This window comes from Mycoplana sp. ABR4_002, assembly GCF_056159645.1.
Genome location: NZ_JBSWVO010000001.1, coordinates 2438483 through 2457737 on the forward strand (window position 1 = coordinate 2438483; position 19255 = coordinate 2457737).

General features: G+C 66.0%; 19 protein-coding genes and 1 pseudogene. 7 read left to right on the forward strand and 13 right to left on the reverse strand.

Annotated features, from left to right (window positions below):
* Positions 1-56: 56 nt before the first annotated feature.
* Both ACXAGF_RS11770 and ACXAGF_RS11775 read right to left on the reverse strand, forming a co-directional pair.
* Positions 57-2633 carry a sensor domain-containing protein gene (locus ACXAGF_RS11770; protein ID WP_475017217.1) on the reverse strand — a complete coding sequence of 859 codons (2577 nt, stop codon included), beginning with the start codon at positions 2631-2633 and terminating at the stop codon, positions 57-59.
* A gap of 105 nt (positions 2634-2738) precedes the next feature.
* Positions 2739-3293 (reverse strand): RBBP9/YdeN family alpha/beta hydrolase, encoded by a 555-nt coding sequence (locus ACXAGF_RS11775; RefSeq protein WP_475017219.1) that lies wholly within the window; start codon positions 3291-3293, stop codon positions 2739-2741.
* A 158-nt stretch (positions 3294-3451) separates the two neighbouring features.
* On the opposite strand from ACXAGF_RS11775, the gene ACXAGF_RS11780 reads away from it, so the two are divergent.
* On the forward strand, positions 3452-4252 hold the full coding sequence (locus ACXAGF_RS11780; RefSeq protein WP_475017221.1) for a DUF2189 domain-containing protein: 801 nt from the start codon (positions 3452-3454) through the stop codon (positions 4250-4252).
* A 418-nt stretch (positions 4253-4670) separates the two neighbouring features.
* On the opposite strand, the gene ACXAGF_RS11785 is transcribed toward ACXAGF_RS11780, so the two are convergent.
* From ACXAGF_RS11785 to ACXAGF_RS11800, 4 genes are all read right to left on the reverse strand, one after another.
* Positions 4671-4970, reverse strand: coding sequence for a hypothetical protein (locus ACXAGF_RS11785; protein WP_475017222.1), 300 nt, complete (start codon positions 4968-4970; stop codon positions 4671-4673).
* Positions 4971-5036: 66 nt separating this feature from the next.
* Positions 5037-5717, reverse strand: coding sequence for a L,D-transpeptidase (locus tag ACXAGF_RS11790; RefSeq protein WP_475017224.1), 681 nt, complete (start codon positions 5715-5717; stop codon positions 5037-5039).
* On the reverse strand, positions 5714-6667 hold the full coding sequence (locus tag ACXAGF_RS11795) for an ABC transporter substrate-binding protein (RefSeq protein WP_475017226.1): 954 nt from the start codon (positions 6665-6667) through the stop codon (positions 5714-5716). Before ACXAGF_RS11795 ends, ACXAGF_RS11790 begins: the two co-directional genes overlap by 4 nt.
* A gap of 226 nt (positions 6668-6893) precedes the next feature.
* Positions 6894-8336 (reverse strand): MFS transporter, encoded by a 1443-nt coding sequence (locus tag ACXAGF_RS11800; RefSeq protein WP_475017228.1) that lies wholly within the window; start codon positions 8334-8336, stop codon positions 6894-6896.
* A gap of 136 nt (positions 8337-8472) precedes the next feature.
* Here ACXAGF_RS11800 and ACXAGF_RS11805 point away from each other — a divergent pair, with 136 nt between their 5' ends.
* Positions 8473-9384 (forward strand): LysR family transcriptional regulator, encoded by a 912-nt coding sequence (locus ACXAGF_RS11805; protein WP_475017230.1) that lies wholly within the window; start codon positions 8473-8475, stop codon positions 9382-9384.
* Positions 9385-9495: 111 nt separating this feature from the next.
* Here the strand turns inward: ACXAGF_RS11805 and ACXAGF_RS11810 are convergent, their stop codons facing one another.
* The 4 genes from ACXAGF_RS11810 to ACXAGF_RS11825 all read right to left on the reverse strand — a co-directional run bounded on the left by ACXAGF_RS11810 (position 9496) and on the right by ACXAGF_RS11825 (position 12805).
* Positions 9496-9729 (reverse strand): hypothetical protein, encoded by a 234-nt coding sequence (locus ACXAGF_RS11810; protein ID WP_475017231.1) that lies wholly within the window; start codon positions 9727-9729, stop codon positions 9496-9498.
* 10 nt (positions 9730-9739) lie between these two features.
* Positions 9740-10810, reverse strand: coding sequence for a hypothetical protein (locus ACXAGF_RS11815; protein ID WP_475017234.1), 1071 nt, complete (start codon positions 10808-10810; stop codon positions 9740-9742).
* 243 nt (positions 10811-11053) lie between these two features.
* Complete coding sequence (ilvC, locus tag ACXAGF_RS11820; RefSeq protein ID WP_475017235.1) at positions 11054-12073, reverse strand: ketol-acid reductoisomerase; 1020 nt, start codon at positions 12071-12073, stop codon at positions 11054-11056.
* Positions 12074-12118: 45 nt separating this feature from the next.
* Positions 12119-12805 (reverse strand): TetR/AcrR family transcriptional regulator C-terminal domain-containing protein, encoded by a 687-nt coding sequence (locus ACXAGF_RS11825; RefSeq protein WP_475017237.1) that lies wholly within the window; start codon positions 12803-12805, stop codon positions 12119-12121.
* A 417-nt stretch (positions 12806-13222) separates the two neighbouring features.
* Here ACXAGF_RS11825 and ACXAGF_RS11830 point away from each other — a divergent pair, with 417 nt between their 5' ends.
* Both ACXAGF_RS11830 and ACXAGF_RS11835 read left to right on the forward strand, forming a co-directional pair.
* Positions 13223-13603 carry a BRA0787 family protein gene (locus tag ACXAGF_RS11830; RefSeq protein WP_475017238.1) on the forward strand — a complete coding sequence of 127 codons (381 nt, stop codon included), beginning with the start codon at positions 13223-13225 and terminating at the stop codon, positions 13601-13603.
* Positions 13604-13893: 290 nt separating this feature from the next.
* Complete coding sequence (locus ACXAGF_RS11835; protein WP_192245584.1) at positions 13894-14103, forward strand: cold-shock protein; 210 nt, start codon at positions 13894-13896, stop codon at positions 14101-14103.
* 116 nt (positions 14104-14219) lie between these two features.
* Here ACXAGF_RS11835 and ACXAGF_RS11840 read toward each other — a convergent pair whose 3' ends face one another.
* The gene (locus ACXAGF_RS11840) at positions 14220-14687 is read right to left on the reverse strand and encodes an Lrp/AsnC family transcriptional regulator (protein ID WP_475019272.1); all 468 of its coding nucleotides are present in this window, start codon (positions 14685-14687) and stop codon (positions 14220-14222) included.
* Positions 14688-14847: 160 nt separating this feature from the next.
* Here ACXAGF_RS11840 and ACXAGF_RS11845 point away from each other — a divergent pair, with 160 nt between their 5' ends.
* Positions 14848-15570, forward strand: coding sequence for an aspartate/glutamate racemase family protein (locus ACXAGF_RS11845; protein ID WP_475017239.1), 723 nt, complete (start codon positions 14848-14850; stop codon positions 15568-15570).
* Between the two features lie 6 nt (positions 15571-15576).
* On the opposite strand, the gene ACXAGF_RS11850 is transcribed toward ACXAGF_RS11845, so the two are convergent.
* Positions 15577-15987, reverse strand: coding sequence for a winged helix-turn-helix transcriptional regulator (locus tag ACXAGF_RS11850; RefSeq protein WP_475017240.1), 411 nt, complete (start codon positions 15985-15987; stop codon positions 15577-15579).
* A 141-nt stretch (positions 15988-16128) separates the two neighbouring features.
* On the opposite strand from ACXAGF_RS11850, the pseudogene ACXAGF_RS11855 reads away from it, so the two are divergent.
* Positions 16129-17015, forward strand: a pseudogene (locus ACXAGF_RS11855) (NmrA family NAD(P)-binding protein).
* A 64-nt stretch (positions 17016-17079) separates the two neighbouring features.
* Here ACXAGF_RS11855 and ACXAGF_RS11860 read toward each other — a convergent pair.
* Positions 17080-17832, reverse strand: coding sequence for a pyridoxine 5'-phosphate synthase (locus ACXAGF_RS11860; protein ID WP_475017241.1), 753 nt, complete (start codon positions 17830-17832; stop codon positions 17080-17082).
* A 254-nt stretch (positions 17833-18086) separates the two neighbouring features.
* Here ACXAGF_RS11860 and ACXAGF_RS11865 point away from each other — a divergent pair, with 254 nt between their 5' ends.
* Positions 18087-19175, forward strand: coding sequence for a hypothetical protein (locus ACXAGF_RS11865; protein WP_475017242.1), 1089 nt, complete (start codon positions 18087-18089; stop codon positions 19173-19175).
* Positions 19176-19255 lie beyond the last annotated feature (80 nt).

The following is a 19255-nucleotide window of genomic DNA, read 5'->3' on the forward strand; positions in this document are numbered from 1 at the left end:
CCGTAGCACCCCGCGTTCCGGGCGGCAATAGCATCGGCAGGAACAGCTGGCGGCCGTCAGCGGTGCGCCACGGGTGCCGGCCGGTCCCAGCGGTCCGCCGGCGCGGAGACGCCATCGCGCCAGCGTTGTTCCCGCACGAAACCGGCAAGCTGTTCGGCCGGCATCGGTTGCGCCAATGCGTAGCCCTGCAGGATGTCGCACCCCATGTCACGCAGCATCTGAACATGGGCGGCGGTCTCCACCCCCTCGGCCGTAACGAGGATATCGAGCGAACGGCCGATCTCGATGATGGTGGCGACAAGCCTGCGTTGTGCGGCCGAATGGACGATCGGCTTGACGAGCTGGCGATCGATCTTGAGCCGCCGCGGCAGCAGCCGCATCAGGCTGACGATCGAGGCGTGCCCCGTTCCGAAGTCGTCGAACTCGATCTCGATCCCGAGCTTGCGGATTTCGGACAGGTTCTCGAGCACGGTGGAGTTGCAGTCGTCGAGGAAAGTCGACTCGAGCAGTTCGAAGGAGAGCCGTCCGGGCGGCAGCCGGAGCAGGTGCAGGGACGCCCCCAGCGCGGGATCGTGCAGGCGGCGCGAGGAGACGTTGACCGACAGCTTCGGGACAAGGACCCCGGCCTCGTCCCACGCTTCGACGTCGCGCAGCGCGCGCTCCAGCATGCTCCGGTCGATCGCCCCGACCAGGTTCAGGTCCTCGGCGATGGGAAGAAAGGCGTCGGGTGCAAGCATGCCGCGCTCGGGATGGTCCCAGCGCGCCAGCGTCTCGACGCCGACGAGATCGAGGCTGCGCGCGCAAAACTGCGGCTGGTAATACGGAACGAAACGGCGCTGTTCGAGGCTGGCCATGATCTCGTCGGCCGTCCTCCGGCTGACAATGAGTTGCGCCTGATAGTCGCTGGTGAAGAACTCGTGGCGACCACGCCCCTTGTTCTTGGCCCGGTAGAGCGCCAGGTCGGCGTTGATCAGCAACTGCTTGCCATCGATCGCGGTGCCCGCGGCGCTGGCAATGCCGATGCTGGCGCCGAAACGGCAGACATGCCCGTCAAAGCTTACGGGCTGGCGCATGGCCGTCACGATCTGCTCGGCGAGCGCGCCGAGGTTGCGCTTTTCCGGCCCGCAGGCGAGCAGGACGAATTCGTCCCCGCCGATTCGCGCAACGAAGTCGTCCGGCCCCATATGCGCCTGCAGGACCCCGGCCGCGTGGGTGAGCATGCCGTCGCCGGCGGCATGGCCGAGCGTGTCGTTGATTTCCTTGAACCGGTCGAGGTCGATGTGCAGGACCGAAAGCCGCGTTCCCTGCCGCACCGCCCGAGCCGCGCGCTCCTCAAGCGCGCGGTCGAGAAAGCGCCGGTTCGGAAGTCCGGTCAGGTGGTCGTGCAGGGCGGTGTACTCGATCCGCGCCCGCGCCTCCTCCAGTGCCGCGCTTCTCGTCTCCGCGAGGTCCTTCGACCGCTGCAACTCCTGCTGCAGCAGAACATCCTCGGTCACGTCCCAGTTGGCACCGATGAGCATCGGCACGCCTTCGGCATCGACGAAGGCGGTTCCGCGCGCGCGGATATGCCGAATGTCGCCGTCGCGTCGGACTATGCGAAAGGCATGGCTGAACTCGACCCCTTCCCGGATCGCCGCCGCGACGACGGCAACGGCGCGCTCCCTGTCGTCCGGATGGAGGGCGCCCTCCCAGTCGGCGTGCACGACCGGTGCGGCACCCTTGCCATACATCTGCCGCAGCCGTTCGTCCCAATTGACCACACCGGTCCTGAGGTCGACCTCGAACACGCCGATGCGCGAAATGTCCAGGGCCAGTTCAAGCCGGCGCGACATCTGTGCCAGCAGTTCCTCGGCCTTCTTGCGCTCGGTGATGTCGGTGTCGGTGCCGGCAATGCGCGACGGCCGGCCGTCCAAGCCGTACTCGACGACGGCGCCGCGGCTTTCGATCCAGACCCAGTGCCCGTCGCGATGCCGTTCCCGGTAGGCGAAGACGTTGAAGATCGCCTCGGCCGATTCCTGCCTGGCGATTTCCTGCAGCACGAGTTCGCGGTCGTCCGGATGAACGCTCTCGATCCAGGTCTCCAGCGTGCCGTCGACCACCGCGTCGGGAGCGAGCCCGCGAATGGTCTTCCACTGGCGGGAGTAAAACATCTCCCCCTTCGCATAGTCGTGGTCCCAGACCCCCTGCCCGGCGCTTTCGAGCGCGTGGTTCCAGCGGCTCTCGCGATCGGCCAGCGCAAGCTCGCGGCGCTTGCGCTCGTCGATGTCGACGAGATGGACGGTGAAGGCGGGAACGCCGGCCTCGCCGCAATGGACAAGCGCCAGCAGGCACCACAGAAACGTGCCGTCACCGCGACGAAACCGCAGTTCCTCGGGTTGCGCCGGGGGATGCCCGGCCAGCGCGGCCGCCAGCAAGCGCGCCAGCGTCTCGACCTCGTCGCCATGCACCAGCCGGTCGAGCGCAGGCAGTTCTGCGCCCTCGGCGGCACCGAGCATCCGCAGAAGCGCCGGATTGGCGGCGGTGATGGCCAGCGCGGCGTCAACGAGCCCGATGCCGAACGGCGAGTGTTGCGCCACAAGGCCCAAAGCGTCGCTCTCGCGCGGCATCGACTTCGGAACGCTGGATAGACCCATGGGTACGCCTGCTTGCGGAAACACCGGCGCAGCTTCCGAAATTTGAATGAAGTTCCGATTAATGCCCGCCCTTCACGGCCACGCTCGCGCTGACCGGTCTGGTCGTCACGGCTTCAGGCGGCTCAGGAACTGGGCGAAGACCATGCCGCCCTCCGGCCAGGGGCCGTGCCCGGACTCGGTATTGATGTGCCCCGCCTCGCCGGCGTCCACGAGCATCGATCCCCAGGCGTTGGCGATGTCGTCGGCATGGTCGTAGCTGCCGAACGGGTCGTTGCGGCTGGCCACCAGGAGCGAGGGAAAGGGCAGCGGATCGCGCGGATAGGGACCGAAGGTCATAAGGTGTTTCGGCCGGATCATCGGATTGGCAACGTCCGGCGGCGCAACGAGGAAGGCGCCGGCGATCTTGTGACCGATCTGCGGCACCGCGTGGACCGCGGCGGCGACGCCAAGCGAATGGGCGACGACAACGACCGGCCGTTCGGCCGCCTCGACCTCCTCGACCACCCGCTGCACCCAGTCCTCGCGCACCGGCTTGGCCCATTCGGCCTGCTCGACGCGGCGCGCGGAGGACAGCTTGTTTTCCCAGCGGCTCTGCCAGTGCCCCGGCCCTGAATTGGTGTAGCCGGGGACGATCAGGATCTCTGCTTCAGACGCTTTCATGACAGGCGATGTGCGTCCGTCGGGCCGCGAAGTCAAGGGGCAGGACAATCCCTCGCAAGGATGCTATCGTTTAGCCATCAGTGAAGGACCTCCGCGTGGTGGCGCAAGGTTCCCGCCCGCGGTGGCCCTGACGGTTCAACCGGCAAGGAGGACTGAGCATGGCCACATTTCACGTCATGTCGGACGCGCAAAGCAGGGTCGCCCATCCCCAGATCCGCAAGATCGGGATCGGCGATGTCTGGGATGCCTTGTGGAAGGGTTTCGACGATTTCCGCGAGAAGCCATCCCATTACGTGTTTCTCTGCCTGATCTATCCGATCTCCGGCGTCGTCCTCATCACGTGGAGTTCCGGTGCAAACCTGCTGCCCATCATCTTTCCGCTGATGGCCGGCTTTGCCCTGCTCGGGCCGTTCCTGGCACTCGGTCTCTACGAGATCAGCCGCCGGCGCGAGGCAGGCATGGACACCTCCTGGCCGCATGCGCTGAAGGTCCGGCACTCGCCGGCCCTGCCCGCGATCCTCACGGTCGGGCTGATGCTGCTCGTGCTGTTCGTCACCTGGCTTCTGGTCGCCCAGTATCTCTATGTCAGCCTCTTCGGCCCCGAGCCACCGGCCTCGGTCTCGGCCTTCCTGTCGCAGGTGCTCGGCACCTCCGCCGGCTGGACGCTGATCGTGGTCGGAAACCTGGTCGGCTTCTGCTTCGCCGCCGTGGTCCTGGCGACGACGGTCGTGGCGTTCCCGCTGCTGCTCGATCGCGACGTCGGCGCCGTCTCCGCCGTGGAGACGAGCCTGCGCGCGACCCTCGCCAACCCGATCCCGGTTGCCTTCTGGGGCCTGATCGTGGCGGTGGCTCTGGTGATCGGCACCATCCCGGTCTTCGCCGGCCTGGCCGTCATCATGCCGATCCTCGGCCATGCCACATGGCATCTCTATCGCAAGCTGGTGGTTGCCGAGAAATAGCACAAGGCGGCGGTCGCGCCGCCCAAATGACTGAGCCATGCCGAACGGACGGTGCGCAGGCGTGCCGTCCGCCTGCCGTGCGGGGCGCAGTTGTCGGCGTTCAAGGCTTTCGGTGGAGATTCGACCTGCGCGCACATACAGTCGGGCCGAACCGTCCGGCCGTCTGCCAGCGCTCGATTTGCCCGTTCGGGCCTACGCCTTGCGGTCGCCGAACAGGCTTGCGACCACGAGCGCCACGATCGCGGCCAGGATCGCGAAATCGAACCAGGCGAAGTGGTAGAAGAAGGTCGTCATCACACTATCCTCCCGATCGTGAAACGACATGGGAGAATAATGTGTCGATGGCGCGCCGATGGCAACCCATATGGCGATTGGCGGTCTGCACCCGGACGCCGGCACACGCCGGTGCCGTGAGGCCTCAGGCGGACGGAGCGACCGACCTCACCGAGCCGGTCTCGTCAACCACGCAGGTGAACATGCGCCCACCAGCGTCAAGGTCGACGCTATAGGACGAGGCATCGAGCTGGCGCGAGCTCATCGGCAGGACCTTGGCGCTTTCGACGCCGCTGGAGCCGGCCGCGGCGTTCGCGCAGATGAGTTGCAGGTCGGCCGGCGCCGTTCCGAGGCTCGTGCGCGCCATGTCCTGCGGCGCGGGCGTCGCCGCGGACTGGCACCCGGCAAGCAGCGCGCAGCTTGCCGCCGCAGCGGCCCATTCCACAATTTTCCCCCAATTCGCTCTCGACACGACCCGCCCTCCGGTTTGACCGATTGTCCCCACTCTGCCTTACACGCCCTTGTAGAGCGCGGCCCCCTGCATCAGCACGATCACCTTGGCGCCGACCTGGACGCGATCGTAGAGATCGATGACGTCGTCGTTGTTCATCCTGATGCAGCCGGATGATACGTCGAGCCCGATTGTCCAGGGCTCGATCGTGCCATGGATCCGATAGATCGTGTCGGTATCGCCCACAAAGAGATACATCGCCCGCGGACCGAGCGGGTTGTCCGGCCGGCCGCCCGGCATCCCTCCTGCCCACTTGGCGGCGTGCGGATCGCGCGCGACCATTTCCGGCGGCGGCGTCCAGGTGGGGTTCTCGGCCTTGCGTCCGACGCGGACGATGCCGGCCCAGCCGAAGCCCTCGCGCCCCACGCCGATGCCGTAGCGGATCGCCTGCCCGCCCGGCTGCACCAGATAGAGAAAGTGCTGGTTGCCGTCGATGATGATGGTGCCGGGTGCCTCGGCCGTGCGGAACCGCACCACCTGTCGCTGGAACGCCTCCGGCAATTGCTTGTTGCGGGCGTAGAGCTGCCGCGCCTTCTTCCGGTCGTAGTCGATCCACTTTCCGGTACGGGCATCGTAGATCTGCGTCTGCGCCAGTGCCGCAAACGCGCCCAGGCAGACGCCGGCGGCCAGGAGCGCGATGCCGGCGCGACGCGCGGTGAACATCTGCTGGATTGCCTTCATTGCCCGGCCCACCCCTCGACACGCGCCGCGTTCTGCTCGACCCACTGCTTCGCATAGTCGAGTGGCGGCTGCCGTTCGACCCCGAGGGCATAGCTCATCTTCGTCACCTCCTCGGGAGAAAAGTCCACGCTTTCGAGAAAGCGCGCGACGTCGGGATGCTTGCCGGCGAAGCTCGTCCCGTAACCGATGTGGAAGCGGGCCGCATCCCAGGCGGTGGTGGCGCTCGACTTGCTCAGCCAAAGCGGGTCCTGCGCGGAGACGAGCTTCCACTTGGCCGGATCGTGCGCCGGTTCATCGAGCATCGTCAGGTCATGCAGTTCGAACACGTGGTGCGGCCCGTAGCAGTAGAACACCATCGCCTGGTCGGTCGCGATCGCCGCGTCGACGGCGGCCATCGCCACATCCTCCTCGGTCTCGACCAGGGTCAGGTTCGCCGCATAGCCGTAGCTGTTGGCCCGGACACGTTCGATTCCGGTGGACCCCCAAGTGGCCGCACCGATCCACAATTCACCACGACCGTCGCCGTCGGTGTCGAGAATCCCGGTCTTCTCCGGATCGTTGAGGTCAGCGACGGACTTGATCGTCTTTGCGGCTGCCGGCGTCGCGCACAACCCTTGCCAGGCAGCAATACTGCGCCTGGTCAGCGTCACCGCGCCCTTGTCGTCCACGAACTTCCGGACAAGGTCGTCGTAGTTGGGCCGCCAGACTTCCGGCTGGATGTCGACCTTGCCCTTCTCGATGCCGACGAATGAGTTCATCGTCCCCATCTCCTGCACCTCGACCTGCAGGCCGAACTGCTTCTCGATGCCGACCTTGAGAATATTGGCCGTCGCCTGCCCCGAGGGCCAGTTGGGCGCTGCGATCACGAGATCCGCGGCCTGCGAGGCAGGCGCGGCGAGCACGGCCGCAAGCGCGGAAGCTGACAGAATGTTCGATGCACTTCGCTTCACAGCACACTCCCAGAAAGTCCAGAAAGAACGGCTTGCATGCGAATGGCCGACCGTGTCGGCGTGGAGACATCGTCGCCCTGCATTACTCCCCCCGGAGCGTCCCACCCGGCAACGACGCCGCGGAGGATGCACCAGCTTCATGGCGACGGTCAACGTGTGATGGTACGATTTCTGCCGGCCCGTACCACCGGTAGGAGGCCCTGCCCCGGCTCGCCACCGCCAGCACTCAAGCCCGCCGCCGACGCGGCGGGCGGCAGCCGAGGGCGATGGCGACTGCAACCACAAGCAGAACGGCTGCGACGGAAAAGGTCACCTTCATCCCGAAGGCGGCCGCTGCCGGCTCCGCCGCGGTGATGTCGGTCGCGGCCGTGGCGAAGGCGAACACCGCCCCCATCAGCGAGGCGCCGGTGATGAAACCGAGATTGCGCGACAGATGGAGCAGGCCGGAGACGACGCCCCGTTGGGTGGCCGGGACGTCGCCCATCACGGCGGTGTTGTTGGCGGCCAGAAACAGCTGGTAGCCGGGCGTCAGCACGACGAGCGCGGCAACATAGCCCGAGATGCCGAGCAATCCGGGCAACGCGGCAATCCCGACCGCTCCGGCAACCATCGTGGCGAGCCCGGCAATGACCATCGCCGACGCGCCCAGGCGATCGACCGCCCGGCCGGCGATCACCCCGCTCAGGCTGGAGACGACCGGGCCGACCGACATGACGGCCCCGACAAGGGCCGCGTTGAGCCCGAGCCCCAGCGACAGGTAGAACGGTCCCACTACCAGCGTCGCCATCATCACCGTCGACACCAGCAGGTTCGCCGCCAGCCCGACGCCGAGTTCCCGGTCGCCGAACGCCGACCATTGCACCAGTGGCGATGCCACCCGTGTTTCGGCAAGGACGAACAGGCCGGTGCCTGCAAAGGCCGCCAGCAGCAGCGATGCATTGACGACGCCGAAGTCGCCGCGCCCCATCGTCATCGCCAGCGCATAGGCGGCAACACTGCCCGCAAGCAGAAGCGTGCCGACGCCGTCGAAGCTCGGGCGCGCCGCCTGCGTAGTAACGCATCCGGAGGGCAGGAAGCGGCAGGCCAGGAAGACCGCGGCGATGCCGAGCGGAACATTGACCAGAAACACCGCCGGCCAGCCGGCCGCGGCGATCAGGATGCCGCCGAGCGACGGGCCGAGCGCGGTCCCGACGGCCGACACCGTTCCGAGCAGGCCCATGGCGCTGCCGGTCTTCTCCTTCGGCACGGTCTCGCCGACGAAGGCCATCGTCAGGGACATCATGATCGCCGCTCCCACTCCCTGGACCGCTCGGGCGCAGATCAGCAGCCACAGCGTGGGTGCGATCGCGCTGAGCGCCGAGGCAACCGTGAACACGGCAATCCCGAATAGCAGCAGCCGCCGGCGCCCGACAATGTCACCGAGCCTCCCGACACCGACGGTCAGGGTGGTGACCACCAGCAGATAGGCGATGACGACCCACTGCACCTGCTGGAACGGCGCGGAAAACGCCGAAGTCAGGGTCGGCAGGGCGACGTTGGCGCTGCTGGTGCTGAGCGAGGACAGCAACAGACACAGGCAGAGGCTGGCGATAGCGCCGCGGGCCGGTCGCCGGTCCGGGGCAGGGTCTGCCGTGGTGGGAGCAATGGACTGATCCAGGGACTTCAACATGGAGTGGCCTTCCGCAGGGATGAATGGACCGGAGCAAGATAGGTCCTTACCTGGAATGGCGGAACGCGCAGCATATGCATTCAATTCGTGCATCCGACGCTATGTCATCGGACGCCATACGTGCTATCGTACGTTCATGAACTCACCCGACCTCAACCTGCTGTTCACGCTGGAAGTGCTGCTTGCCGAGGGCAGCGTCGCGCGCGCTGCCCGCCGGCTGCGCCTGAGCCCGTCGGCGACAAGCCGCGCCCTGGCCCGGCTGCGCGAGACGACCGGGGACCCGCTTCTGGTCCGGGCGGGACGCGGCCTTGTCCCGACGCCGCACGCCCTGATGCTACGCGAGCGCGTCGGCCGGATCGTACAGGACGCCGAGGCGGTCCTGCGCCCGGTCGAGACCCTCGACCTTAAGCGGCTGGTGCGCACATTCACGCTGCGGAACAGGGACGGTTTCGTCGAAAACTTCGGTCCGGCCCTGATTGCGCACATCGCCGGTCAGGCGCCGGGCGTGCGGCTGCGGTTCGTGCCGAAGCTGGACAAGGACAGCGCGCCGCTGCGCGATGGCAGCGTCGACCTCGAGACCGGTGTCGTCGCCGGGACGACCGGCCCGGAGGTCAGGACCCGGGCGCTGTTTCGCGACCGTTTCGTCGGCGTGGTGCGGCCGGGACACCCCTTGTGCGCCGGGCCGGTGACGCCGGAGCGCTACGCTGCCGGCCGTCATATCCTGACCTCGCGCCACGGGCGCGACCGCGACAGCATCGATGCCGGGCTGGAGGCGCTGGGGCTGAAGCGGGAAATCGTCGCCGTGGTCAGCGGCTTTTCCGAGGCGTTGGCGCTGGCGCGCCGTACCGACCTGATCGCGAGCGTTCCCGAACGCTGGACGGGCATGCTGCGCGAGGGAATGGCCACCATTCCGTTGCCGGTTCCGATGGAAGCAGTCACGATCTCGCTGCTATGGCACCCGCGGATGGATGCCGATCCCGCGCATCGATGGCTGCGGGGCTGCATTCGCGAGGTCTGTGCCGAACGCCCCGCCGGTGCGGCGACCTAGGCGGTCCGGACATCAAGGACAAAAGACAGATGCATCCCCTCCGGCCGGGCGGCCGGGTTTCAGCCGAAGAAGTGGCGCTATCTTGAACGTCGGAGGAGCGTTGGCCGCTGGTCAGTATGCCTTGATGGTGCCGACCACATCGACGACCACGTCGAGACCATCAAACGTCTCCGGCAGGTTTTGCCCGACTGCGGCGCGGGCGACCTGAACATTCAGTGCCAGATCGTCGGCAGTATTATTCAGGCCAATGCCAATACCGACGACACCGGTGTCGTTGGCGTAGAGCTTTTCAAAGTTCTTCTGGATTTCGACTGCCTGCTCCAGCGAGTGCCGCAATCCGCCCATCCGGATATCCTCAGATCAAGTCTATGCCCAACTGGGCTTTGACCAAGGATATAGGATTCCCGCCGGTAATGCCAAGGTTTCCAGTGCCGCCGGACCGGGAGCCGGCAAACAGAAGCGCGACCGGAACACCTTGGCTGTCGACGATCAGGGATCCGCTGTCTCCCGGCTGCGAAAAATGCCACGGAACATTCATGGCGTCGAAGACGATCTGGCCGTCGAAGCGCGCCAGCCCGACACCCATGTTGACGACATAGTTGTTGACATTCACCGCACGAACGCGACCGGCGGTGTGTCGGGTTGTCCGCCCGGTCTTATAGACAAGCATCCCCGGCACGGCTGGCGACACGCCGCCCGGCTGCAATGTCAGGACTTGCGTCGGCGGCGAGCCTCCGTCGAAGATGCCGCGCGTGTCCATGCCGCGATTATGCTGCGTAAGTTCGGCGAAAGCCGCGTCGACCGCGTTCGGCACGCCGCCGAACTGTATGTGGACAAAACGCGTGAGTCGGCCGACGACGTCATTGATCGGATGGCCGAGGTCCCCGGCGGCCTGCTGGATGATGGATGTGCCGATCGGTACCCGGTTCACGTCGGCCAGCACGTGATTGTTCGACAGCATGCCGATCTTGCCGTTTTGCACGTCACGGCAGAAGCAGCCCAGCGTGCCGCTGTAGGTCACCGTCGACGGAGAGGCACTGCATCCGATGCGTAGCGGCTGGTTCCGCATCCGGGTCCAGAACGGAACCTGCCGGCCGATGTAGATGATTTCCGTCTCCTGTCGGGCCAGGGACTGTATCTCCTCCATCGCCGGACTGTTCATCAGCTGACGGTTCTGCACCAGCACGGCGAGCTGCGCCTCCTCGTGCCCCGGTCCCTCGGCAATCCCGAGGGCGATATCCTCGGCAACGCGACGGCGGGCTCGCGTCAGGAGCCGACGGCTAGCCCGTGTTTCGTCGGTCAGCAGCGGATCGACGAACGTCGCCGCCGTCGGCCCCCCGTCGATCGTGGCCATCGGCACCTCTTCGAAATTGAGAACCTTGCGAAAAATCTCGCCTTGCAGCTCCAGCGCGGATTCCAGCTTCACGGTCGGTCTCCCTCGGGCTCACCCCCACCACAATCCAAGGTTAAATATAGTGAATTGATGCTACTTATGCAAGCATTCAAGACGCCGCACAACTGTCGGGCCAGCAGCAGTCCGGCTGAAGCTACCTGCCGGCGGGAGACAGCGGCGGCGCGGAGCGGCCGAGCCGGTTCGAAAAGCAAAAAGCCGGGTGGTCGCCCACCCGGCTTCGATGTCGTTGCGTCCGCTCGCCGGACGAGGGATCGATCAGTTGACCGACTTGTCGACCAGCTTGTTCTTGCCGATCCAGGGCATCATGCCGCGCAGCTTGGTGCCGACTTCCTCGATCTGATGGCTGTCGTTGAGACGGCGGATGCCCTTGAAGCGGGCCGCGCCCGAGCGGTACTCCTGCATCCATTCCGAGGTGAACTTGCCGGTCTGGATGTCCTTCAGCACGCGCTTCATCTCCGCCTTCGTCTCGTCGGTGATGATGCGCGGGCCGGTGACGTACTCGCCCCACTCGGCCGTGTTGGAGATCGAGTAGTTCATGTTGGCGATGCCGCCCTCGTAGATCAGGTCGACGATCAGCTTCACTTCGTGCAGGCACTCGAAATAGGCCATCTCCGGGGCATACCCGGCCTCGACCAGCGTCTCGAAGCCGGCGCGGATCAATTCGACCAGACCGCCGCAGAGGACGACCTGCTCGCCGAACAGGTCGGTTTCGCATTCTTCCTTGAAGTTCGTCTCGATGATGCCGGAGCGGCCGCCGCCGACGCCACAGGCGTAGGACAGCGCCAGATCGAGCGCGTTGCCGGACGCGTTCTGGTGAACGGCGACGAGGCAGGGCACGCCGCCGCCCTTCTGGTATTCGCCGCGAACCGTGTGGCCCGGGCCCTTCGGCGCGATCATGACGACGTCAACCGAGGCCTTCGGCTCGATCAGGCCGAAATGGACGTTGAGGCCGTGGGCGAAGGCGATCGCCGCGCCGTCGCGGATGTTGCCGGCGATGTCGGCCTTGTAGATGTCGGCCTGCAGTTCGTCCGGCGTCGCCATCATCAGGAGGTCGGCCCACTTCGCCGCTTCGGCAACCGTCATTACCTTGAAGCCGTCGGCTTCGGCCTTCTTGATCGTCGGCGAACCGGCCTTCAGTGCGATCGCCACGTTCTTGGCGCCGGAATCCTTCAGGTTCAGCGCGTGCGCGCGGCCCTGCGAGCCGTAGCCGACGATGGCAACGTTCTTGGCCTTGATGAGGTTGAGATCGGCATCACGATCGTAATAGACGCGCATCGATGTTTCCTTCCCTTGCTTGTCCGATTTTCCCACGACGGCCGCCTAGGCGTCCGCCATTGCCTTCGCGCCGTAGAGAGCGAGGAAGGACGCCACCGCCCGTTCCGCCCGCCCGGCGAATTCCTGTTTCAATGCCTGGCTGTCCTCGCCGAGCAGCATGCGCAGATGCGTGTCGGTGACGATCAGCCCGTAAAGCGTGCCATAGGCCTCGCCGGCGTCGTCAAAGGCCAGCAGTCCGGCCCGGCGGCCGGCCTCGAGCAGGCTGGCGGCCCGGCGCCCGACTTGGCGGCGGCCACGCTCCTCCAGCAACCGGCCGAGCGTCGGCCCGGCCCGCCCCGCCCCACCGCGGGCGCGCCGGCCGACCGTCTGGCCGATCGCGAGCCTGTTCAGCGCCAGCGAAACGTCGCCGGACAACACCTCCAGCAGGTCGCGCGCGAACGCATGAAGATGCGCGCGCAGGCCCTCGCCCGTCAGCACCTCGGCCTTCACCTCGACGGTCCGCACCTTGCCCGCCTGGTAGGCGATCATCGCCGACAGCAGCCCGTCGCGATCACCGAACCACTTGTAGAGACTTTCCTTGGAACAGTTGGCGGCGCGCGCCACCCCGGCGGTGGTCACCGCCTTCTCGCCCCCCTCCACCAGAAGGTTGAGCGCGCTCTCGAGCACGGCGCTCTGGCGGTCGGTCATGCCGCCCCGCTCCCCCGCCACCTTGCTATGCTCGACAACCTGCACGCCGCTGCTCCTTATGCGTACCGTACGGTACGGTTCGGCCCCCCTTCTAGGCCCATTGCCACACCCCGTCAACAGCAAAAAACGGACTGCCCGCTTCTGCCTCCATCAGCCCGCCGGGCGAGCCGTGCCCGCGGCGCGGAGCCGTGATTCGGTCGCCACAATGTCGGAAAGCGGGCGTGGAGTGTCCGTTGGCCCGCATCCACCACCACATGAGCGACCCACATCAACCGTTTGAATTGAAACAATGTTGCAATTTTCCGCGAAAGTTTCGCCGATAGGAGCATCATTTTTCGCTTCCCAAGACATTACGCCTCGATAGAATTGGTGATGTCACTCGTCGTGCGTGGTGGTTTGTACCGGCATCGATGGTGATCGCTGCTGGAGACAGCGACCGTACCCGACGCCAAGGAGACAGAGATGAACATCCTGCCTGACCTTCACGAAGGACATGCTCCGATCACCCTGCAGCACCTCTTTCGCGATGCGATCGAGGCTTTCGACGACTGGAAGGTCGGCGAAGGCGAGCCATCCGTCATGCATGAAGGCTCGATGGTGCCGATCAGCACCGTATTCGATGCGATGCGCGCATGCAGCGACATCGTTCCCAAGATCGTCAAGGAAATGGTCGCCGAGCGACTGACGAAGCCCTGGGACGGCGACGGCCCCCTCGACGCCATGACCTTTTCCACCGCCGCCCGCATCATGGGCGTTCTGACCCGCAAGCGCCGCCTGCAGGAGGGGCAGACGCTCGCCGTCCTCGCCGCCGCCGAGCAGAGCGCCTGCCAGCAGCTGCACTGACCACATTGTCGCCCCTCGGTGCGCCGATCCGCCGCCGCAATCCGAGACGGGATGCGGCGGCGGATGGTTTGGCCGCCCGGTCATTTCCCCCGGCTCATGCCGCCGCGGTCTTTGCCTTGACCTTTCACGGCAAAGCACCTATCTTCACGCCCATCGAGAATTGAACGACGACTTTTGCTTTTGTGCCCTGCGCACAGTTTGACGAACTTCCCTTTCAATTTCGACCGAACAGATCGCGGCCGAAACGGCCGAAGATCGAAAACGATATGCCGGATAGGAAAGGTTTCGTCATGGCAACTGGTACCGTCAAATGGTTCAACACCACCAAGGGTTACGGCTTCATCGCTCCCGATAGCGGCGAGCCGGACGTCTTCGTTCACATCTCTGCCGTACAGCGTGCGGGCCTCGCCGGCCTGAACGACGGTCAGAAGGTGAGCTACGAGCTCGTCCGCGACCGCAAGTCGGGCAAGATGTCGGCTGATCAGCTGGAAGCAGCCTGATCTCAGGCTCGATGTTTCCGCGCTGACCACGGATGAACCGGCAGCGACAGGAAATGAAGGAAAGGCCGGCATTTGTCCGGCCTTTTTTATTGCCCGCCGCCCTCGGCAGGCATCGCCTAGAGCGCATGATCGACCGGCACCGCGTTGCCGCTCTTGAGCACCTCCATCGAGATCGAGGCCGAGACGTCGAACAGCTCGACCCGCCGGACGATTTCCTTGTAGATGACGTCGTAGTGCTCGACCCGCGGCAAGACGATCTTGAGAATATAGTCGTAGTTGCCGGTGAGTCGGTGCGCCTCGACGATCTCCGCGATCCCGCTGATCGCCCTGCGGAACAGTTCGATCCACTCGTCGCTGTGATGGGCGGTCTTGATCAGGGCGAACACGGTCGTCGGCACCCCCATGCGCTCGCGGTCGAGGATCGCCACCCGCGCGGCGATATGCCCGCTCTCCTCCAGCCGCTGGATCCGTCGCGCGCACGCCGACAGCGACAGGTTGACCCGCTCCGCCAGTTCCGCGACGGGCACGCCCGCATCCGTTTGCAGCAGCGCAAGAATCTTGCGGTCCCGTTCGTCGAGGGGCATCGTGCTCACTCCGGTTCTCGATCATAATTCGCGCATAGATTATAGAACGAGCGAATTTTTTGCGCCAACACCAAATTATTGCGCACAAGATTGCGAACAATCGGCGCGCATTCCGCTTCATCATCGCCTTCGGATCGACCTCGACAGGAAAGGCAACCCAATGAAGACGATTGGCCTTATCGGCGGCATGAGCTTTGAAAGCACGGCGGTCTATTACCGCATGATCAACGAGGCGGTGCGAGACCGGCTCGGCGCGCTGCACTCCGCCGAAATCGTCCTTCATTCCGTCGACTTCCAGAGCATCGTCGACCTGCAGAAGGCCGGGCGCTGGGACAGCGCCGGCAAGCGCCTGGGCGAGGTCGCCAGGGGGCTCGAAAGCGCCGGGGCCTCCTGCACGCTGATCTGCACGAACACGATGCACATCGTGGCCGACGCCGTGCAGGCGGCCGTCGGCGTGCCGGTGATCAACATCATCGACGAAACGGCCAAGGCGTTGAAGGCGGCGGGGCGGCAGCGACCGCTGTTGCTGGCGACCCGCTACACGATGGAGCACGGCTTCTATGCCGAGCAGATGGCGCGCCAGGGCGTTGCGGTGATCGTTCCGGATGCCGAAGACCGCACGATTGTCCATGACGTCATCTTCGAGGAACTGTGCGCGGGCCGCATCCTCGATTCCTCGCGCGACCGGCTGCTGGCGATCATCGAAAAGGCGAAGCTGGACGGCGCCGACAGCGTCATCCTCGGCTGCACGGAAATCTGCCTGATCCTCGATCCGGCGCGACTGCCCCTGCCCGGCTTTGATTCCACCGCGGTCCACGCCGCGGCCGCCGTCGATTTTGCCCTGACCGAATCGGCCGGCGCCCGCGGCACGCTGGCAGCCTGACTTGTCCTAGCGCCCTTCCTGCTCGTCAAAGTCACGCCGCGCCTGCCTGATCGCGGCGTGATTGCTCTGAGACCACTGTACCAATGCCCGGATCGGCGCCAGCAGCGACGCCCCCATCTCCGTCAGCCGGTATTCCACGCTGGGCGGCTTGGTCGGATAGACCGTGCGCGTCAGATAGCCGTCGCGCTGCAGGTCGCGCAGCGTCTGCGTCAGCATGCGCTGCGAGATGTCCGGGATGAAGCGCCTGAGCTGCGAGAACCGCCGCGGGCCGTCGGCAAGCGCCAGCAGCATCAACGAGTTCCACTTTCCGCCGATGTGGTCGAGCACGTCCCGCACGGGGCAGTTGTCCATCGACATGGCGACGCCGTCGACGACGATGACACGTTCTCCCTCAAGGCGGCGCGCGATCCGGTTCATGACGGTTCCCTCGATGTAACCACGGGAGGCAAAACTGCCTCCTTTACAGCCATTAGCATATCCGCCGATAAGAGCAACTCTCATTTTGAGACCATCTCTCGGGCGGCATGTCGTTGCCCGTGCGGCAGCGAAAGGAACCCCATGTCGGACTCCATACTCATCACCGGCGCCGCCGGCCGGCTCGGCCGCGGCGTGCTGGACCACCTGCTCGTCTCTGGCCGGGTCGCGCCCGCCGACATCGTCGCGACGACGCGAGACACCGCCAAACTCGCCGATTATGCCGCCAGGGGCGTGACCGTGCGGAGGGCGGACTTCGACGACCCGGCCTCCCTGCCGGCCGCCTTCGCCGGCGCTGCCAAGATCCTCGTCGTGTCCACCGATGCGCTCGGCGTCGACGGCAGGCGTCTGAAGCAGCACACGGCCGCGATCGAGGCCGCCGCCCGGGCCGGCGCCCGCCATGTCCTCTACACTTCGATGCCGCAGCCGGACGATTCCCGCGTCACCTTTGCCGGGGAGCACCTGGGCAGCGAGGCCGCGGTCAAGGCCGCTGGCCTCCCCTACACCATTTTCCGCAACGGCTGGTACATGGAAAACCTGTTCATGCCGCTCCCGCATGCGCTTGCCAGCGGCAAGTGGCACACCGCCTCCGGCGCAGGGCGAATCGCCCACGTGGCGCGCGCCGACATCGCGCGGCCATCGCCGCCGGCCTGCTCGCGGCAGGCGACGAGAGCAGCACCTACACGCTGACCGGCGACGTTGCCCGCACGACCGAAGAGATCGCCGCCCTGGCCACGCTGGCGACCGGCCGCCCGCTCGAGGTGGTCCACGTCGGCGAGGAAGAACTGGCCGCCGGGCTGAAGGCCGCCGGCCTGCCCGAGGTCGTGATCCCGACGGTCGTTTCCTTCGACGCGAACACGCGCGAGGGCAAGATCGCCATGACGACGAACGACATCGAAGCCCTTGCCGGCCGCAAGCCCGCCGGCCTCGAGCAGTTCCTGAAGCAGAACGCAGCCGCCCTGGCGGCCTGAACGCCGCGGTGCCGGGCCGGGGCGCGCGCCGGCGCCCCGGCCGCGACCGAAAGCTTGGATGCTATCAGGCGGACTGCCCGCAGGCGCGCCGGAACCGCCGTACCGTCTCGGCCATGCCGTATTCGAGCGCATCGGCCGTCAGGCCGTGGCCGATCGAGACCTCGGCGAGCGCGGGAATACGCTGTGCCAGCGCCGGCAGGTTCGCCACCGTCAGGTCGTGCCCGGCATTGACCTCCAGCCCGAGGTCCAGAGCGATGTCGGCCGTTTGCCCCAGCGCCTCGACGAGCGCGGCGGCACGGGCGGGATCGTCAAAGCAGCCGCCATAGGGACCGGTATAAAGCTCGATGCGGTCGGCGCCGAGCTCCCGCGCGATCGTCAGGGCCTCGCGATCGGGCTCGCCGTCGGCGAACAGCGAGACGCGCAGGCCGAGCGCCTTGATACGCGCCACGACGCCCTCGAGCAGCCCGCGGCTCCTGCGGAAATCCCAGCCGTGATCGGAGGTCGCCTGGGCCGGGTCGTCCGGCACGAGGGTGACCTGCTCGGGCCGATGCTCCTCGACGAGACGCAAGAAACCCTCCTCGGGATAGCCTTCCATGTTGAACTCGGCGTCCGGAAACGTTCCGTCGATCAGGTCCTGGATCGGAGCGAGATCGGAAAAACGGATGTGCCGCTGGTCCGGCCGCGGGTGCACGGTGAGCCCGCTCGCGCCCGCTTCGAGCGCGATGCGGCCCAGTCCGGTGACGCTGGGCCATGGCAGGTCCCGCCGGTTCCGCAGCATGGCGATGGCGTTCAGATTGACCGACAGTTTCGCAGGCATGGCAACACCTTCCATATCATCGTAGCGAAGGTCTAGCCTGTTGTTTCCTTTCCTTCAATCGGTGTCGGCGCCCACGGGTCGGTCATCTCGGCGCAACCGCCTGAGCACTTTTCCACTGCGGATCGCCGCGAGGCCCCGAGACGATGGCAGGTCTTGCCCAAAGGGGAGAATCACCGGTAACTTCCAAGGAAGGTGAGTGGTGGTCACTTTTGTCGTCACACGCCCCGGAAAATGTTGGCAGCGGTGGAAATGCGATGAGAGGGCCCGAGGCGGCCGACAAGGACACGGTCCGGGCCTGCGTGAATGACATTCTCGCAAGCCGGACCTTTTCGCGGTCGGGACGGTTACGCGCCTTCCTCGGCTATGTGGTCGAACGCGAACTCGAAGGCAAGGCCGGCCAGCTCAAGGGCTATACGATCGGCATCGACGTCTTCGGGCGATCGTCCGGGTTCGACGCCGGCAGCGACCCGATCGTGCGCGTCCAGGCGGGCAAGCTTCGCAAGTTGCTAGACGAATACTACGACGCGGAAGGAGCGACGGCGCGGCTGCGCATCCGCATACCCGTCGGCAGCTACGCGCCGGAATATCTGCCCCTTCCCCCCACCTCGGCAGCCGTCGGAGCGCTGTCCGACCGCAAGCACCCCTTCCGGCGGCCCTCACGGCTCGCGGCGGCTGGTGCTTTTGCCCTGCTCACGCTCCTGACCCTATTCTTGCTCGCTCCTCCGGCCGATCGTCATGCGGCGGTGCCCGCCATCGCCGGGGCGGCGCCGTCTGGACAGACTGAGTCTCGCGAGACCAACAGTCTTCTGCCGAGCCTGCACATCGAGCCATGTCTCGGCTGTTCCACCGGCCGGCGCAGCCTTGCATCGGCCATCGAGAGAGCCGCCGGCCACTACCGCACGGTTCAACTCCGCGAGGACGCGGGCTCGCCTTCGGCCGGCCCCCTGTCCTACACCATCCGCCTCGAGACACAGCGCAACGGAGAGGCCGTCTATGCGCGCCTCGTCCACGATGAAAGCGGCGACACGGTCCATGCCGAGCATTTCCATGCCGGCGACCTCGACGACGAGGTCGCGGTGGCCTACGAGGCGGTCGCCTATGCCGGACGCATGCTTTCCGCCACCGGACGGATGTACCAGCACGCGGCTGAGATGCGCATGGCGAACGCGAAGATGATGTGCCTTCAGGAGGCGGACCGACAGCAACTGCCCATCGGCAGCCATCTGGCCTGTTTGGACACGCCCGCTATCCAGGGGATAACCGATCCGCTGGAGGCGGCGAGCCGAGGCGATGATTCGCAGGCCGGTGATGCCGAGGCACTGCAACTTTTCCGGGCGCTTTGACAAGTATATGAATGACAGGATGCGCCCCTAGATATGGGGGTTTGAAACTGCACCCACGGGGGTTACTCTTGGCTATCCGG

Excerpts from the sequence above, each read along its gene's own strand:
- ACXAGF_RS11770 (WP_475017217.1), bottom strand. The coding sequence starts at position 2,633 with ATGGGTCTATCCAGCGTTCCGAAGTCGATGCCGCGCGAGAGCGACGCT.
- ACXAGF_RS11775 (WP_475017219.1), bottom strand. The coding sequence starts at position 3,293 with ATGAAAGCGTCTGAAGCAGAGATCCTGATCGTCCCCGGCTACACCAAT.
- ACXAGF_RS11780 (WP_475017221.1), top strand. The coding sequence starts at position 3,452 with ATGGCCACATTTCACGTCATGTCGGACGCGCAAAGCAGGGTCGCCCAT.
- ACXAGF_RS11790 (WP_475017224.1), bottom strand. The coding sequence starts at position 5,717 with ATGAAGGCAATCCAGCAGATGTTCACCGCGCGTCGCGCCGGCATCGCG.
- ACXAGF_RS11800 (WP_475017228.1), bottom strand. The coding sequence starts at position 8,336 with ATGTTGAAGTCCCTGGATCAGTCCATTGCTCCCACCACGGCAGACCCT.
- ACXAGF_RS11805 (WP_475017230.1), top strand. The coding sequence starts at position 8,473 with ATGAACTCACCCGACCTCAACCTGCTGTTCACGCTGGAAGTGCTGCTT.
- ACXAGF_RS11810 (WP_475017231.1), bottom strand. The coding sequence starts at position 9,729 with ATGGGCGGATTGCGGCACTCGCTGGAGCAGGCAGTCGAAATCCAGAAG.
- ilvC (WP_475017235.1), bottom strand. The coding sequence starts at position 12,073 with ATGCGCGTCTATTACGATCGTGATGCCGATCTCAACCTCATCAAGGCC.
- ACXAGF_RS11830 (WP_475017238.1), top strand. The coding sequence starts at position 13,223 with ATGAACATCCTGCCTGACCTTCACGAAGGACATGCTCCGATCACCCTG.
- ACXAGF_RS11835 (WP_192245584.1), top strand. The coding sequence starts at position 13,894 with ATGGCAACTGGTACCGTCAAATGGTTCAACACCACCAAGGGTTACGGC.
- ACXAGF_RS11840 (WP_475019272.1), bottom strand. The coding sequence starts at position 14,687 with ATGCCCCTCGACGAACGGGACCGCAAGATTCTTGCGCTGCTGCAAACG.
- ACXAGF_RS11845 (WP_475017239.1), top strand. The coding sequence starts at position 14,848 with ATGAAGACGATTGGCCTTATCGGCGGCATGAGCTTTGAAAGCACGGCG.
- ACXAGF_RS11850 (WP_475017240.1), bottom strand. The coding sequence starts at position 15,987 with ATGAACCGGATCGCGCGCCGCCTTGAGGGAGAACGTGTCATCGTCGTC.
- ACXAGF_RS11860 (WP_475017241.1), bottom strand. The coding sequence starts at position 17,832 with ATGCCTGCGAAACTGTCGGTCAATCTGAACGCCATCGCCATGCTGCGG.
- ACXAGF_RS11865 (WP_475017242.1), top strand. The coding sequence starts at position 18,087 with ATGAGAGGGCCCGAGGCGGCCGACAAGGACACGGTCCGGGCCTGCGTG.